This window comes from Paenarthrobacter nitroguajacolicus (assembly GCF_031455195.1).
GTDB lineage: Bacteria > Actinomycetota > Actinomycetes > Actinomycetales > Micrococcaceae > Arthrobacter > Arthrobacter nitroguajacolicus_D.
Genome location: NZ_JAVDSH010000012.1, coordinates 1 through 14699 on the forward strand (window position 1 = coordinate 1; position 14699 = coordinate 14699).

General features: G+C 63.6%; 15 protein-coding genes and 1 tRNA gene. 14 read left to right on the top strand and 2 right to left on the bottom strand.

The annotated features are described in order from the left end of the window. Positions 1-21 precede the first annotated feature (21 nt). The 4 genes from J2Y68_RS19960 (at position 22) to J2Y68_RS19975 (ending at position 3382) form a co-directional block, all read left to right on the top strand. Positions 22-97, top strand: a tRNA-Gly gene (locus tag J2Y68_RS19960). 177 nt (positions 98-274) lie between these two features. Beyond that, positions 275-1729 carry an amino acid permease gene (locus J2Y68_RS19965; protein WP_211714109.1) on the top strand — a complete coding sequence of 485 codons (1455 nt, stop codon included), beginning with the start codon at positions 275-277 and terminating at the stop codon, positions 1727-1729. A 95-nt stretch (positions 1730-1824) separates the two neighbouring features. Further along, entirely contained in the window at positions 1825-2055 is a 231-nt protein-coding gene (locus J2Y68_RS19970) for an antitoxin (protein WP_211714108.1), read from the top strand. 109 nt (positions 2056-2164) lie between these two features. Continuing rightward, positions 2165-3382, top strand: coding sequence for a benzoate/H(+) symporter BenE family transporter (locus tag J2Y68_RS19975; RefSeq protein WP_309996161.1), 1218 nt, complete (start codon positions 2165-2167; stop codon positions 3380-3382). Position 3383: 1 nt separating this feature from the next. Here the strand turns inward: J2Y68_RS19975 and zapE are convergent, their stop codons facing one another. Continuing rightward, positions 3384-4424 carry a cell division protein ZapE gene (gene zapE / locus J2Y68_RS19980; RefSeq protein WP_211714106.1) on the bottom strand — a complete coding sequence of 347 codons (1041 nt, stop codon included), beginning with the start codon at positions 4422-4424 and terminating at the stop codon, positions 3384-3386. 203 nt (positions 4425-4627) lie between these two features. Between zapE and J2Y68_RS19985 the strand changes: the two genes are divergently transcribed. The 3 genes from J2Y68_RS19985 to ybaK all read left to right on the top strand — a co-directional run bounded on the left by J2Y68_RS19985 (position 4628) and on the right by ybaK (position 6629). Then, positions 4628-5554 (top strand): sulfurtransferase, encoded by a 927-nt coding sequence (locus tag J2Y68_RS19985; protein WP_309996164.1) that lies wholly within the window; start codon positions 4628-4630, stop codon positions 5552-5554. Positions 5555-5628: 74 nt separating this feature from the next. After that, positions 5629-6096: a SufE family protein gene (locus tag J2Y68_RS19990; RefSeq protein ID WP_309996167.1), complete on the top strand. Its 468-nt coding sequence runs from the start codon at positions 5629-5631 to the stop codon at positions 6094-6096. A 38-nt stretch (positions 6097-6134) separates the two neighbouring features. Then, on the top strand, positions 6135-6629 hold the full coding sequence (gene ybaK, locus J2Y68_RS19995; RefSeq protein ID WP_309996170.1) for a Cys-tRNA(Pro) deacylase: 495 nt from the start codon (positions 6135-6137) through the stop codon (positions 6627-6629). Between the two features lie 6 nt (positions 6630-6635). Here ybaK and J2Y68_RS20000 read toward each other — a convergent pair whose 3' ends face one another. Then, positions 6636-7922: an alpha/beta hydrolase family protein gene (locus J2Y68_RS20000; RefSeq protein WP_309996173.1), complete on the bottom strand. Its 1287-nt coding sequence runs from the start codon at positions 7920-7922 to the stop codon at positions 6636-6638. 120 nt (positions 7923-8042) lie between these two features. On the opposite strand from J2Y68_RS20000, the gene J2Y68_RS20005 reads away from it, so the two are divergent. The 7 genes from J2Y68_RS20005 to J2Y68_RS20035 all read left to right on the top strand — a co-directional run bounded on the left by J2Y68_RS20005 (position 8043) and on the right by J2Y68_RS20035 (position 14534). Next, positions 8043-8534, top strand: a complete 492-nt coding sequence (locus tag J2Y68_RS20005) for a hypothetical protein (RefSeq protein ID WP_309996176.1) — start codon at positions 8043-8045, stop codon at positions 8532-8534. A gap of 14 nt (positions 8535-8548) precedes the next feature. Beyond that, a complete protein-coding gene (gene msrB / locus J2Y68_RS20010) occupies positions 8549-8989 on the top strand; it encodes a peptide-methionine (R)-S-oxide reductase MsrB (protein WP_309996179.1) in 441 nt (146 codons plus the stop codon). Positions 8990-9189: 200 nt separating this feature from the next. After that, a complete protein-coding gene (locus J2Y68_RS20015; protein WP_309996181.1) occupies positions 9190-10557 on the top strand; it encodes a DUF6421 family protein in 1368 nt (455 codons plus the stop codon). Next, a complete protein-coding gene (locus J2Y68_RS20020; protein ID WP_309996184.1) occupies positions 10557-11285 on the top strand; it encodes an SDR family NAD(P)-dependent oxidoreductase in 729 nt (242 codons plus the stop codon). Before J2Y68_RS20015 ends, J2Y68_RS20020 begins: the two co-directional genes overlap by 1 nt. A 43-nt stretch (positions 11286-11328) precedes the next feature. Further along, a complete protein-coding gene (locus tag J2Y68_RS20025; RefSeq protein WP_397335482.1) occupies positions 11329-12408 on the top strand; it encodes a threonine aldolase family protein in 1080 nt (359 codons plus the stop codon). A gap of 63 nt (positions 12409-12471) precedes the next feature. Beyond that, the gene (locus J2Y68_RS20030) at positions 12472-13128 is read left to right on the top strand and encodes a DUF3000 domain-containing protein (RefSeq protein ID WP_309996187.1); all 657 of its coding nucleotides are present in this window, start codon (positions 12472-12474) and stop codon (positions 13126-13128) included. Between the two features lie 80 nt (positions 13129-13208). Further along, positions 13209-14534, top strand: a complete 1326-nt coding sequence (locus tag J2Y68_RS20035) for an HRDC domain-containing protein (RefSeq protein ID WP_309996190.1) — start codon at positions 13209-13211, stop codon at positions 14532-14534. The last annotated feature ends 165 nt before the right edge of the window (positions 14535-14699 follow it).

The following is a 14699-nucleotide window of genomic DNA, read 5'->3' on the forward strand; positions in this document are numbered from 1 at the left end:
TCAGCATGGCAGGCAACATGTGCGGACGTAGCTCAGCTGGTAGAGCACCACCTTGCCAAGGTGGATGTCGCGAGTTCGAATCTCGTCGTCCGCTCCATATAAAAGAGCAGCTCTTCGGAGCTGCTTTTTTTATGCCCTTTTTCGCCGAATACCCGATTCATCATTTGAAGTAACCGATACACCTCAGAAGAAGTCGCTTTATCTAATGTGATTGGGCTCGCATAATGTACTGCGAGCTCATCACCGTTCCACGCCAACTGGCAGGAGTACCCCCATGAACCAACTGACGGCTTCCAAGTCCGTCCTGAGGCGCAAGCCCATTGACGACATCGAGGAAGAAAGCAAGCACAGCGGACTATTCAAAAGTCTTGGCCTCTGGCAACTTACGGCCATCGGCGTCGGCGGAATTATCGGCGTCGGAATTTTCTCCCTGGCGGGGCTGGTCGCCCACGGCAGCGAAGGAAGTCCGGGCGTCGGCCCAGCCGTGCTCTTTTCGTTCCTGATCGCCGGGCTGGCCTCGGGTGCGGCAGCTCTTTCCTATGCCGAATTCGCCGGCATGATCCCCCGCGCAGGGTCGGCCTACACCTACGGGTATGTGGCACTCGGAGAAATCATCGGCTGGTTTATTGGCTGGGATCTTTTGCTTGAGTACATTGCGATCGTGGCCGTAGTGGCGATCGGCATCTCCGGCTACTTCGACGCCTTCCTATCCGGCATCGGGATCCACATGCCCACGTGGATGACGTCCACGGCCGATGAAGGCAAGGGCGGCATCATCAACCTGCCGGCCATCCTCGTCTGCCTCCTCGTCACATGGATCCTGAGCCGGGGAACCAAGGCGTTCGGCAGGTTCGAGCTGGTGGCGGTCGCCATCAAGGTGATCCTGATCCTGTTCATCATCGGGCTGGGCATTTTCTACGTGAACACCGAGAACTACAACCCGTTCATGCCCAGTGGCTTCGGCCCCGTGGTGGCCGGTGCTGCAACCGTCTTCTTCGCGGTGTTCGGCTACGACGCCATGAGTACCGCGGCTGAGGAGGCCAAGGATGGCAAGAAGCACATGCCCAAGGCCATCATCCTGTCCCTGATCATCGCCATGCTGCTCTACGTCGCCGCCACACTCGTCCTCACGGGTATGCAGAACTACAAGGACATCAACCCCACGGCCGGGTTTGCCTCCGCCTTCACGGGCGTGGGACTGCCGGTCATCGCCACCATCATCTCGGTGTTCGCTGTCCTGTCCATCCTCACCGTGATGCTGACGTTCCTCCTGGGCGTTACCCGCGTGTGGTTCTCCATGAGCCGCGACGGCCTGCTGCCCGGGTGGTTCGCCAAGACCGACCGGAACGGCACTCCGCAGCGTGTTACCTGGATCGCCGGCATCGCTTCGGCATTCCTGGCCGGTGTCTTCCCCATCAAGGAAGTTGCCGACCTCACCAACATTGGCATCCTCGCCGCCTTCGTGGTCGTCTGCGTTTCGGTGATTGTGTTCCGCTACACCAAGCCAAATGCACCGCGTACTTTCCGCTTGCCGCTCATGCCTGTCGTCCCGGCCTTCGGCGTCCTGGCTTCGGCGTTCCTGATGTTCCAGCTCCACTGGGAGACCTGGGTACGGTTTGGCGTGTGGTTGGTCATCGGCTTGGTGATCTACTTCTCCTACGGCCGTAAGCACTCACTCATGAATCCGGACAGCCCCCGCCACAAGACCGTGACTACGCCCTCGGCGTAGTTTGTCCACAGGCCTGCATTGAAGCCTTGGCACCTCTCCCAACTGGTGTTAGGGTCGGACGCGGAGGAGCGAACTGGCTCCGCGATGGAAGGGAGGTGCCCGTGGGTTTAATTGACGACCTGAAGGGCAAGGCTCAGGGTCTCATTCAAGGCAACGAAGAAGCCATCAGGAATGGCATCGAAAAGGCCGGGGATTTTGTGGACGAGAAGACGGGTGGCAAGTACGCCGGCCACGTCGACAAAGTCCAGAACGCCGCTTCCGACTTCGTGGCCAAGAATGACGGAGAGCCACAGGCTCCCGTCGCGGATGAGCCGAAGCAGCCGTAGCTGCCTGAGCCGCCGTACCAGATACGTCAAGGGGGCACCGGTCCCGCCGAGAGGCGCCACCGGTGCCCTTGGCGTTTAACCACCCCGAGGGTCGGGTAATTTTGTGCCTATGCCTTCCCCTTCCCCGTCGACCACCGAACGCCTCGTCCGCAAGGAGGCCCTCGGTCCGCCCGTGACCGCAGGAATCGTCACGGCACTGGTGGGGTTTACCTCATCGTTTGCTGTCGTCCTGGCAGGTTTGAAAGCCGTCGGCGCCAATCAAGGGCAGGCCTCCAGCGGCCTGCTCGCGCTCACGCTGACTTTCGGGCTCGGTATCCTGTGGCTCTCCTGGCGCTCCAAAATGCCGGTTACCCTTGCGTGGTCTACGCCCGGAGCGGCACTTCTCGCCTCCGCAGGAATGGTCGACGGCGGCTGGCCGGCTGCCGTGGGAGCGTTCCTCCTGGTGGGGGTGCTGATCCTCCTCACCGGACTGCTCCCTGTCCTCGGCAGGATCATGGCGACGATCCCCACGGCACTGGCACAGGCCATGCTGGCCGGCGTTCTGCTTCCGCTCTGCCTGGCGCCCTTCAAGTCGCTGGGATCGGCGCCGCTGCTCATCGCCCCGGTGGTCCTGTGCTGGATCGTCCTGATGAAGTTCGCTCCCCGCTGGTCTGTTCCAGGGTCGCTGCTGGTGGCTTTGGCCGTCATCGGCATCCACATCGCCTCAAACGGCGTCCTGGTCCCGGCTGAGGACCTGCTCCCCCGGCTGGAATGGACAACGCCCGCGTTTACCGTGGAAGCTGCCGTGGGCCTGGCCCTGCCACTCTTCATCGTGACCATGGCCTCACAGAACATCCCGGGCGTGGCAGTACTCAAATCGTTCGGCTACACCACTCCGTGGCGGTCGTCCATGCTGGTGACCGGGGCCGGAACCGTAGTTGGAGCTCCGTTCGGTGGCCACGCCATCAACCTGGCTGCCCTCAGCGCAGCACTGGCAGCCGGCGAAGAAGCCGGCAAGGATCCCGGTCGGCGCTGGATCGCGGCTTTTGTCTCGGGCTTGGCGTACCTGGTCCTGGCTGCGGGGTCCGCGGCACTGGTTACGGTAGTTGCTGCCGCCCCGCCCGGACTGCTGGAGGCGGTGGCGGGGCTTGCGCTCCTGGGAACACTGGCATCGTCGATTTCCTCGGCACTGGCCGCAGCCGAGGAACGCATACCGGCGTGCATCACATTCCTGCTCGCGGCCTCAGGCCTGAGCTTCGCGGGAGTGGGCGCCGCGTTTTGGGCCTTGGCCGGTGGCATCCTGGTGCGTTGGATGCTGAAGAGCCGGACACCGCTCCAGAAAGGCTGACTCAGGCAGGTTCGTGGTTTTGCGCCTCACGTGCCAGCGCCGTCAGCCTGGAGACCGCCCGGAAGTACTTCTTCATGTACCCGCCGGTCATCATCTCTTCCGTAAAGAGCTGATCGAACGGAACTCCGCTGGCGAGGATCGGCACATCCTTGTCGTACAGACGGTCCGCGAGCACCACGAACCGCAATGCAACGGCCTGCTCGGTGATGGTTTCGACGTCGCTCCACACCACGGCCTCAACGCCGGCGAGCAGCTGGCGGTAGCGGCTGGGGTGGACTGCGGCCAGGTGGTTGACCAGGGTGCGGAAATCATCGACGGCCACCGTTTTGCCGTCGAATTCGGCACGCATGCGGTGCTTCAGTTCTTCGGTCTTCAGCGGCGCGGGGGCCGCGGGGAGGCCGCGGTGCCGGAAGTCTTCGCCGTCGATCCTGACGACGTCGAACTGGTCGGCGAGGACCTGGATCTCGCGCTGGAAGTCGACGGCGGCAAAGCGGCCTTCACCCAGGGAGCCCGGCAAGGTGTTCGACGTAGCGGCAAGCTTGACGCCAGCATCCGCCAATTCGCGCATGAGGCGTGACATCAAAACGGTGTCGCCTGGATCATCGAGCTCGAATTCGTCGATGCAGACCAGTTTGTAGCTGCTCAGCGCTTCCACGGTCTTGCGGAATGAAAGGGCGCCTACAAGGTTGGTGTACTCCACGAAGGTTCCGAAGGCCTTGGGTCCTGGTGACCGGTGCCAGAGCGACGCCAAAAGGTGTGTCTTGCCGACACCGAATCCGCCGTCCAAATAAATGCCGGCCCTGGTGGCAGGCGCCTTTTTGGCGAACAGCTTCTTGAAGAGTCCCCCGCCGTCGTCGGAACCTACGCCATCGGCGAAGGCGGACAGCAGCTTGACTGCGTTGGCTTGGCTCGGCTGCGAAGGGTCCGGCCGGTAGCTGTCGAACGATACCTCTCCGAATCGCGGAGAGGGGTAGAAACCCTTGAGGAGTTCCTCCACGGAGACTGCCGGTGTGCGGGCAGCCAGTTGTTCGATCTGTACCACTGTGGTCCGTTCCTTCGGTTGTGGGTCCCCAGCAAGAATACCGGCATACGGAACAGCGGAACGGCCAAGTGACCAAAGCCATGTTTCACCATGTGACCGCAGGGGAAGCATTCGGCCCGGGCCGTGGTTAGTGTTGGAAAGGCCGGGCGGGCACCTGTGTTATTACAGCCCGGCTCCGTCCGTTGTCAGTGAAAGGCCATTAAATGTCCTACCCCGTTGAACAGAACGAAAAGTTCGCCGCCTACGCGAACCCCGAACGCCTCGTGTCCACAGAGTGGCTTGCGGCAGCACTTGCCGACGGCGCCATTGCCGACGGCAAGCTGGTAGTCGTAGAGTCCGATGAAGACGTCCTGCTGTACGAAACCGGACACATCCCGGGTGCAGTCAAGATTGACTGGCACACAGACCTGAATGACGAAGTCACCCGCGACTACGTCGATGGTGCCGCTTTCGCGGCCCTGGCCGCGTCCAAGGGCATCTCCCGCGACAGCACCGTCGTTATTTACGGTGACAAGTCCAACTGGTGGGCCGCCTACGCGCTGTGGGTCTTTACCCTTTTCGGCCACAGCGACGTCCGCCTGCTCGACGGCGGCCGCGACAAGTGGATCGCCGAGGGCCGGGAGCTCACCACGGATGCATCGCAGCCCACCCTGGGCGAGTACCCCGAAGTCGAACGCAACGATGCTCCCATCCGCGCTTTCAAGGAAGACGTCCTGGCGCATCTGGGCAACCCACTGATTGATGTCCGCTCCCCCGAGGAATACACGGGCCAGCGCACCCACATGCCCGCCTACCCGGAAGAGGGCGCCCTGCGCGGTGGCCACATTCCTACGGCTGCTTCGATTCCGTGGGCACGTGCCGCGGCCGAAGACGGCACCTACCGGAGCCGCGAAGAACTCGAGGCACTTTACCTCGGCGAGGCCGGCCTGGAACCCGGCGACGACGTCGTGGCCTACTGCCGCATCGGCGAGCGGTCCAGCCACACCTGGTTCGCCCTGAAATACCTCCTGGGCTTCGACACCGTCCGCAACTATGACGGCTCCTGGACTGAGTGGGGCAACGCCGTCCGCGTCCCCATCGCCAAGGGCTCCGAGCGCGGTTCGGTTCCGGCAGCACTGGTCCGCAACTAGCACCCGAAACCGAGGCTCCTCAGTGTTGCAGGACACAAAGTGCATTTGGCGTTGTTGTGCGTAAGCTGGAAGAGATGAGTACCCATACCTTGCCCGCCGCGCTGGCGGAAATCGTCGATGACTTTCAGGCCCTGACGGAGCCTGACCGCCTGCAGTTGCTGCTTGAGTTCTCCAGGGGTTTGCCGGAGCTTCCGGAGCGCCTCAAGGACCACCCTGAACTGCTGGAGCAGGTCGTCGAGTGCCAGTCCCCCTTGTTTCTGACCATTGAGTCGGAGAAGAACAGGGAAAACCCTGGCGGCGCCCGTGCTTACCGGTTGTTCTTCAAGGCACCCCAGGAAGCACCCACCACGCGTGGTTTCGCCGGCGTGCTTCATGAAGGGCTGGACGGTCTGACGGCCGAGGAGATCCTCGCGGTTCCGGATGACATGCCGGAACTTCTCGGATTGACGCGTGCCATCACGCCCCTGCGCATGCGGGGTATGACGGCCATGCTCGGCCGGATCAAGCGGAAGGTAGCGGCGGCAAACCGCTTGGAACACTGACCAGCCACCTGGAACACTGAAAGGTACCGCCAAACGGTATGGCCAAGAAAATGGCTTCACAGGGAACGCCGGCTACTGCAGCACTCGCTGCGGCCGGCGTTCCTTTTGTCCTCCACCCCTACGCCCATGATCCTTCCACCACCAGTTATGGACTCGAAGCTGCCGAGGTCCTGGGGATCGATCCTGCACGGGTGTTCAAGACACTCATGGTGGAGGTGGAAGGACGTTTGGCGGTCGCCATCGTGCCGGTATCCGGGAATCTTGACCTGAAGTCGGTAGCTGCCTCCCTGGGCTCCAAGAAGGCAGCCATGGCGGACCCCAAAGCGGCCGAACGCCGCACGGGATACGTGCTCGGTGGTATTTCGCCGCTGGGGCAGCGCCAATCCTCCCCCACTGTCCTTGACGACTCAGCCCTGGCCTTCGGGACCATCCTGGTATCAGGTGGGCGAAGGGGTCTGGATATCGAGCTTTCCCCCTCTGACCTTGTCAGCTTGACCAAGGCCATCACCGCGCCAATCGGCACTGGCAAGTAGCCTCGTTCAGCCAACCGGCCCTGAACCGGTGCCGTGTCCCGCTGGACCACCCTGTCCGGGGTTGTTCCGGGGTGCGAGTTGCCTGCGAAGCCAGGACCGCACCAGCCGCTCCCAGCGTTCGGGATCAACGTTCCACTCTTTCGTGTGCCTGGCGCCGTCGAAAGGCTCGAAGGTGACCATTTCCGGGTTCTTCTCCGCAAGGCTGGCTGATGGCCCGAACGGTACGTAGTCGTCGTCCACGCTGTGAATGAGCAGGGTGGGCGTGCGCAGCTCAACGGCGCGGGCTTCCCAATCCATGGCCTTCAGGTCCACAGGGGCGGCCAGGCCGGTGAGCCGGCGGCCCAGGGGGTGGGTCAGCATCATTTGGCCGTAACGTCCCACGTTGTAGGGGATCCTGTTCATCTCGGCATGGTGGGCCATCACGTTGACCCAATTGATGACAGGGGCATCCAGGACCATCGCCCGGATAGCCAGTCGGTGCTTGGACAGATCCGCAGTTTGCAGGCTGATGGCACCGCCCATGGACCAACCGAACAACACGATTTCGCGCGCGCCGTTCTCAAGGGCGTAGTCGATGGCAGCCTCCACATCCCGCCATTCCGTGGATCCCAGGCCGTACCGTCCGTCCAGCGCCGAAGGAGCAAGCCCGTCATTGCGGTAGGAAATCACCAGGCTGTCCAGCCCAAGTTCACGCGCAACAGGCACCGCGCGGAGCCCCTCCAGCCGGGTGGCACCGCGACCGTGGACCATGATGCCCCAGACCGCTGCCGGTGCGGACGCTTCGGCGCGTATCAACCACGCAGGTGCCTTGCCGCCGTCGACCTCTATGTCCACGTTTTCGGCCGCAAGGCCCATGGCTGCGGGATCCGGGTAGGTAGCTCCGCTCCACCAGGCCCGGCGGGCTTCGGAAAGGTTGCCGCTGTAAACTTCCTCGACCTCACGCAGCACGGTTTGTTCGGCCGGCGAATAGGAGACGATCCGCCCAATCCGCGCGTGCCCTGTGCCGCCTGAAAAGAAGAGGCTGTAGGTGCCGTCAATGATGCTGTCCGGGGTTGCCGCGAGGATGACTTGGGGTCCGTCGTCGCCGCGGATGACGGCCAGGACTTCCTGGTCTTCGTGACGGGCAGCGGGAGTAATGACGCGACGGGCAAAGTATACGGCGAGCGCCGATGAGCCTGCCCCCAGCAAACCCGCAATGGTCCCGCCCGCCAGGAAGCCTCCGATGGCCCATTTGGTGCGGAGGGACAGTTTCTTCTCTGCAGCGTCACTCGCTGACCGGGTTTTCGATGCCATGGTTCCATTGTTGCCTTTTCCGGGCACCGCCTTGTGCAGGTGCGGTCAGCGCGGCGCACCGCGGGGCGGATTCGGGGCCGAAAGCCTGCGGGGCCCGTTGCCCGGGACTACGCTGTAGCCATGAGCGATCCCATAGTCATCCTGACGGAAGAGCCTCTTGGCCCCGACGACCGTGTAAATATTTCCAAACTGCTCGACGGCGGTGACGCGCCCTTGGTTGTGTTGGTCCCCTCCAATACCGAGCGGCATCTCCTGGTGGACTTCCTGGAGAACCTCTCGTTGCTTGATATCGCCAAGGCGTTCCGCGACCTCACTGCGCAGTCACCTGACCCTGCGGTGGAGCGTGCCGAGGCTTCGGAGACGTTGGCGGCCTCGCTGGCGGCGTTGGCCGGCCTGGGTGGCGGAGTTACCGGAGAGATCGTCGACGGCGGTGCCGTGGCCGGCTTGGTGTCCAAGGTCCGCTCGTTGGACGCCGCCCAAGCCGTTGTCGTGACGCGACCGCACGCGATTGCCGATACCTTCCACACGGACTGGGCCAATAAGGCGCAGGATCAGCTGGGGCTTCCGGTATTGCACCTGTATGCGGGTTCGGGATTTATCGGCGACTCGTGAGCGTTGGACAAAACATGAACACTCCTGAGAACACCAGCAAGACATCATCTGCGGCCGTGGAGAAGACCGACGCCCAGTGGCGTGAGGAGTTGACGCCGGAGGAATTCCGGGTCCTGCGGCAAGCCGGTACGGAGCGGCCTTACACCGGCGAATATTGGGACACACATACCGAGGGCGTCTATCAGTGCCGGGCGTGTGGCAGCCAGTTGTTCACCAGCCAGGAAAAGTTCGATTCCCACTGTGGCTGGCCGTCCTTCTGGGCACCCCTGGCCGAGGGCACTGTCAGGTATCTCCACGATCGGACCATGGGCATGGACAGGGTGGAAGTTCGCTGTGCCACCTGCGATTCGCATCTGGGGCACGTTTTCGATGGCGAGGGTTACGACACTCCGACTGACCAGCGCTTCTGCATCAACTCCATCTCCCTCCGCCTGGTGAACCCGGAAGAGGGCTGAAGGGTTCCGGACGGATCGCCCAGGCGGTCCGTCCGGTACTTTCCCGAGAGGCTTCAGCTGGTGCGTACTTGACCTCGGATGCCTTTCGCCCATCCTATGAGCAAGAGTTTCTTATGCTCAGCCCAATTTTGAATTAGCGATGCTTTTCGCTTGCTACGCTCGGCCCAGAAGCAATTACTACTTCGAAAGGGCCGAGTTCCATGACGATTACCGCCACCCCCACCCTCCCGCGTGTCACCGCCGACAACGCCGAGTGGACCTCCCTCAAGGCTGCAGCCACCGCCCTGCAGGCCCACCAGGAAAAGGACGGCTCCATTGCCGATCCGGCCGTCCACAGCGAGGCAGCCGCCCTCGTGGCCACCATCTCCGAGGCCATCACCGCGTTGGCCCCACACTTTCCCCACGACGCCCGTTACCTGGAACTGCTGGTCGAAGACTTCGGCCGGTGGACAGCCGAAGGATTCGGCGTTCCGGATTTCCTTGACTCCCTTCAGGCCTTCCAGCCGCAGGAGCAGCGCGTTGACGGACTCCAGCACCTGGTGGTCTTCCCCATGTACACGCAGAACGGCAGCACCAACAGGCTGGTTGAGGCCGTCCTGATCGAGGTCATCTGGCCGGAGTTCATTGATGGCCTGGAAGCAGGCGACTACTCGAACAAGCTCTTCGTGCCCATCCGGTTCGTCGATTTCACTCCGGGCTACGACACCAACTCCGCGGTCCTCTTCCCCGAGACCGTCGCGGTCCGGGAGACGCCGACATTCACCTGGGGTGCCATTTTCGCCGACCGCGAGGCCGCCCGTTTCCGCCGCGTCCTCAAAGCAGCCGCCGAGACGACGTCCTTGGAACTGCCCGCGGATGCGGCCGAGCTGATCTCCGACCAGGAGCTCACCCAGCGGACGTTCGTGATGTGGGACCTGATCCACGACCGTACGCACATGCGCGGCGACCTGCCCTTCGACCCGTTCATGATCAAGCAACGGATGCCGTTCTTCCTCTACTCGCTCGAGGAACTGCGCTGCGACCTCACTGCGTTCCGGGAATCCGTCCGGATCGAAAAGGACGAAACCGCCGATCCCGATGCCCGCAAGCACGCAAAATTGGTGCAGTACGCCGTAATTTTCGATCGGATCTTCCGTTTCGCCATCACCGGAAGCCGTGTACGCAACTACGACGGACTCGGCGGCCAGCTCCTGTTCGCATGGATGCACCAGCACCGCGTCCTGCACTGGACGGACAGCAAGCTCAGCATCGACTGGGACGAAGCAGCCGGCGTCGTGGTGGAGCTTGGTGCACAGATCGAAGAACTATACTGGCGTTCCATCGACCGTCCGAAGGCAGCGCACTGGCTGGCCGCCTACGGGCTCATTTCGAGCACGGTCACTCCGCACCCGGCGTCCGTTTGGGCAAAAGGCCCGGACGCCTTGCCGCTGGATGGCCCGCCCCGCGGCCTCACGGACCAGGTCCTGGACGATGAATTCCCGCTGTCCATGTTCTACGAAGCACTGGAGAAGAAGATGCGCCCCGTGATCGAATCCACCACCGGCATCACCGGTTCGACGGCGGCCTGATGACCGCATTGACCATCCTGGTGACGGGCGGCAGCAGCGCTTCGGGCGTTGCCGCCGCCCGGGCACTGGCCAAAGCCGGACACCGCGTCATCACAGTGGGTTCCGATGAAGCCCGCATCAAGGCCGCGGCGGCAGAAACAGGGCAGGACGTCACACCGCTTGTGTGCGACCTCGCCAGCTTAGAGGCCGTCCGTCACTTGGCTTCCGACATCGAACAACTGCGCATTGGGGGCGTCGACGGAGTCATCCACCTCGTCGGCGGTTGGCGCGGCGCGCGCGGAATCGAGGATCAAAGCGACGACGACTGGGACTCGATGGAACGAAGCGCCGTGACGACGCTGCGCAACGTCTCCAGGGTCTTCTACGCCCAACTCGAAGCATCGGCGCACGGACGGCTCGCGATGGTGTCGTCCACCAGCGCCTCGGCACCAACAGCCGCAGCCGCCAGCTACGCTGCCGCGAAGGCTGCCGCGGAAGCGTGGACCTTGGCGGTGGCCGACGGTTTCCGCCGGGAACAATCCGGAAATAAGGATGCCCCCACCGAGCAGCACAGCGCCGCGGTGGTTTTCGTGGTCAAGGCCCTCGTCGACGCCGGCATGCGGGAGGCGCATCCCGAACGGCGATTCCCCGGGTACACGGACGTCGAAGACCTGGCTGCCGCCGTCGTCGAACTTTTTGAACAAGCTGCCAGCGAACTGAACGGCCAGCGCATCCTGCTGGCCAAATAGACTTGAAAGCGTGAACGAACCAGTGACAAGCACAACAGAGGCAATCCACAGCGCCCCCGGCTCGGCCGGGCCTGTACAACTGCACGATCCGTCGGTCCGTGGATTTGCTTCGGACAACTATTCCGGCGTGCACCCGGAAATCCTTGCTGCCTTGGCAGCGGCCAATGGTGGCCACCAGGTGTCCTATGGCGAGGACGTGTACACGGCCAGGCTCCAGGAGGTCCTGGAGCAACAGTTCGGGCCCGGGATTGAAAGTTTCCCAGTGTTCAACGGCACGGGTGCCAACGTCCTTTCCCTGCAGTCCCTCCTTCCACGGTGGGGTGCCGTCATCTGCGCATCCACCGCACACATCAACATGGATGAAAACGGGGCGCCGGAGCGCGTCGGTGGAATCAAGCTCCTCCAGGTACCCACCGACGACGGCAAACTCACCCCTGAGCTGATCGACCGCGAAGCGTGGGGCTGGGGCGACGAGCACCGCGCCCAGCCCCTTGCCGTTTCCATCACACAAACCACGGAACTGGGCACCTGCTACACGCCCGCGGAAGTGCGCGCCATTGCCGACCACGCCCACGCCAAGGGTATGAAGTTGCACATGGACGGAGCCCGGCTGGCCAACGCGGCAGCCCACCTTGGAGTCCCCCTGCGCGCCTTTACCCGCGACGCCGGCGTGGACATCCTCTCCTTCGGCGGCACCAAGAACGGGCTGCTTTTCGGTGAGGTCGTGGTGGCCCTGAACCCTGAGGCAGCCGACGGCCTGAAGTTCCTGCGCAAGATGAACATGCAACTCGCCTCGAAGATGCGGTTCATCTCCGCCCAGTTCATCGCCTTGCTCGAAGACGGCCTGTGGCTCCGGTCCGCCGCGCACGCCAACGCCATGGCGGCCCGCCTCCGCACCGCCGTGGAAGCGATCGACGGCGTCGAGCCCACCCAGGCGACACAGTCCAACGGAGTGTTCGCCATCCTCCCGGAGGGCGTAGCGGACCGGCTTCGTAAGTCGTTCGCGTTCTATGACTGGGACGCCGCCCGACGCGAAGTCCGCTGGATGTGCTCCTTCGACACCACACCGGAGGACATCGACGCCTTCGTCGAAGGGATCCGGCGCGAGCTCGGCTCCAAATAACCCTTGCGCTCCGGGGCGGCGAGCCTGCGTAGAATCGCCGCCCCGGACGCATAATCTGCGAGGGTGAACGCCCTCGCACAGGTTCCCGCGGACTTTCTCTTCGCCCTGGGAACACTACGCAAAGCACAATGCCGCAGCGAACTGCGGCTTGAGGAGATCCCTGCCCCCGCCCGGCTGGCGCCCTACGCCGTGGCCCTGGGAGCGGAAGTGTTCAGCCCTACCGCAGCTACCCGGCAGGTCCCTGTCCACGGACCAGCAGCCAAGGCATTCGCCCAAAGCCACGCCAACACTCCGTCCACGGATGACGACGACGAGCTCGCTACGGGCCGCTTCATCCTCCTGCATGACCCCGACGGGTCCGCGGTGTGGGAGGGTGAATTCCGCATTGTCACATACATCCGGGCCCAGATGGACGCGGAAATGGGCAACGATGCCATGCTGGGCTCCGTCGCCTGGACGTGGCTGGTGGATGCGCTGGAGAACCACGCGGCTCCCCATCGTGCGGCCGGAGGCACCGCCACCCGGATCCTCTCCGAAAGCTTCGGCACCCTGGCCGAACGACCTGACACCATCGACATCGAGCTTCGCGCCTCCTGGACGCCCGCAAGCGCGGACGTCCAGGCCCATTTGGAGGCGTGGTCCGATATGGTCTGCACGTTCGCCGGACTGCCGCCCCTCCCTCCAGGGGTCACCGGACTACCCAACAGGAGGCTCAATTGACCCCGGAACATTCCACTGGCCGCCCCATCTGCGCCCCCGCAGCATACCGTTGTGACGGGAATCGGTAAGCTTAAGCCACCATGACCCCTGAAAATCCGGAAAACACCACAGCCGGCGATCCGGCTGCTGAAACCACCACCCACATCAAGGTTGACGGCTTCGACAGCCACGTCCCTGAAATTATTGATCTTGACACCCCGCGCGAAGGCGTGCCGGTTGTCATCGACACCCCGGCCGGCTTGGAGCGGTGCGCCGCTGCTATCGCCGCCGGGACAGGACCGGCAGGAGTGGATGCTGAGCGCGCCTCAGGCTTCCGCTACGGCCAGCGCGCCTTCCTCGTCCAGATCCGGCGTGAAGGCGCCGGCACCTGGCTGATCGATCCCGAGCCCTTTGACGACCTGGCCATCATCAACGACGCCCTCCGGGGCGTCGAATGGATCCTGCACGCGGCCACGCAGGACTTGCCCTGCCTTTCGGAGCTGGGCATGTGGCCTGACAAACTTTTCGACACAGAACTTGCTGCCCGCCTTGCAGGCCTCCCCCGCGTCGGACTCGCCGCCGTGATCGAGCAGCTCCTCGGTTTCGGCCTCGCCAAGGAGCACTCCGCAGCTGATTGGTCCACCCGTCCCCTGCCCGAACCATGGCTGAGATACGCCGCCTTGGACGTCGAGGTCCTCGCCGAACTCCGCGAAGAGCTGATCGAACTGCTCGAAGCGGACGACAAGCTCGATTACGCCGAACAGGAATTCGCCGGAATCCTTGCGGCCGGAATTTCCCCGCCACGCGTCGATCCATGGCGCAAGACGTCCGGACTCCACCAGATCCGCGACCGCCGCCAGCTGGCCGCTGTCCGTGAACTCTGGCAGGAACGCGATCAGCTGGCTCGTAAACGAGACGTCGCACCCGGCCGGCTGATTCCGGACTCCGCCCTTGTGGCCGCTGCCAAGGCCATGCCCACCACGGTCCCGCAGCTGCTGGCTACCAAGGGATTCCATGGCCGCTCAGCTCAACGTGAAGCTCCCCGCTGGTTGCGGTGCATCACTATTGCCAGGACCCTCACGGACCTCCCACCCCTGCACTTGCCCACCAACGCACCGCCGCCTCCCAGGGTGTGGGTGGACCGGGATCCCGAGGCCGCGGCACGCCTGGCCACCGCCCGGCCCGCCCTGCAGGCCCTCGCAGAGGAACTCAACCTTCCTGTCGAGAACCTCCTGACCCCGGACTACCTGCGCCGGATCACCTGGCGGCCACCCGCGGACGTTTCGCTCGAATCGGTCTCCTCCGAGTTGCGGTCCTTGGGCGCCCGGGAGTGGCAGATTTCCTTGACCGCCCCGATCCTCACCTCAGCGTGCTTGAATCCCGAACCGCTTCCAGCCAAGGAAACGAAATCCAAGGAAGCCAGCTGAGCGTGCTGTTTCCAGCCCGCCACCCGAACCCCGGTTCGGGTGGCGGGCTTTCGTTTTCCCACAGCGTGACGGTCTCGCGTCGGCCAGCCTTGCAAGCTAAGTTACCCACGAGTAACATTGCCATCAATGCCAACCGGATGCCGCAGCGCGGCCTCCGGCGCCATG

Coding starts and splice junctions, on each gene's coding strand:
- J2Y68_RS19965 (WP_211714109.1), top strand. CDS start 275: ATGAACCAACTGACGGCTTCCAAGTCCGTCCTGAGGCGCAAGCCCATT.
- J2Y68_RS19975 (WP_309996161.1), top strand. CDS start 2,165: ATGCCTTCCCCTTCCCCGTCGACCACCGAACGCCTCGTCCGCAAGGAG.
- J2Y68_RS19985 (WP_309996164.1), top strand. CDS start 4,628: ATGTCCTACCCCGTTGAACAGAACGAAAAGTTCGCCGCCTACGCGAAC.
- J2Y68_RS19990 (WP_309996167.1), top strand. CDS start 5,629: ATGAGTACCCATACCTTGCCCGCCGCGCTGGCGGAAATCGTCGATGAC.
- ybaK (WP_309996170.1), top strand. CDS start 6,135: ATGGCCAAGAAAATGGCTTCACAGGGAACGCCGGCTACTGCAGCACTC.
- J2Y68_RS20000 (WP_309996173.1), bottom strand. CDS start 7,922: ATGGCATCGAAAACCCGGTCAGCGAGTGACGCTGCAGAGAAGAAACTG.
- J2Y68_RS20005 (WP_309996176.1), top strand. CDS start 8,043: ATGAGCGATCCCATAGTCATCCTGACGGAAGAGCCTCTTGGCCCCGAC.
- msrB (WP_309996179.1), top strand. CDS start 8,549: ATGAACACTCCTGAGAACACCAGCAAGACATCATCTGCGGCCGTGGAG.
- J2Y68_RS20015 (WP_309996181.1), top strand. CDS start 9,190: ATGACGATTACCGCCACCCCCACCCTCCCGCGTGTCACCGCCGACAAC.
- J2Y68_RS20020 (WP_309996184.1), top strand. CDS start 10,557: ATGACCGCATTGACCATCCTGGTGACGGGCGGCAGCAGCGCTTCGGGC.
- J2Y68_RS20035 (WP_309996190.1), top strand. CDS start 13,209: ATGACCCCTGAAAATCCGGAAAACACCACAGCCGGCGATCCGGCTGCT.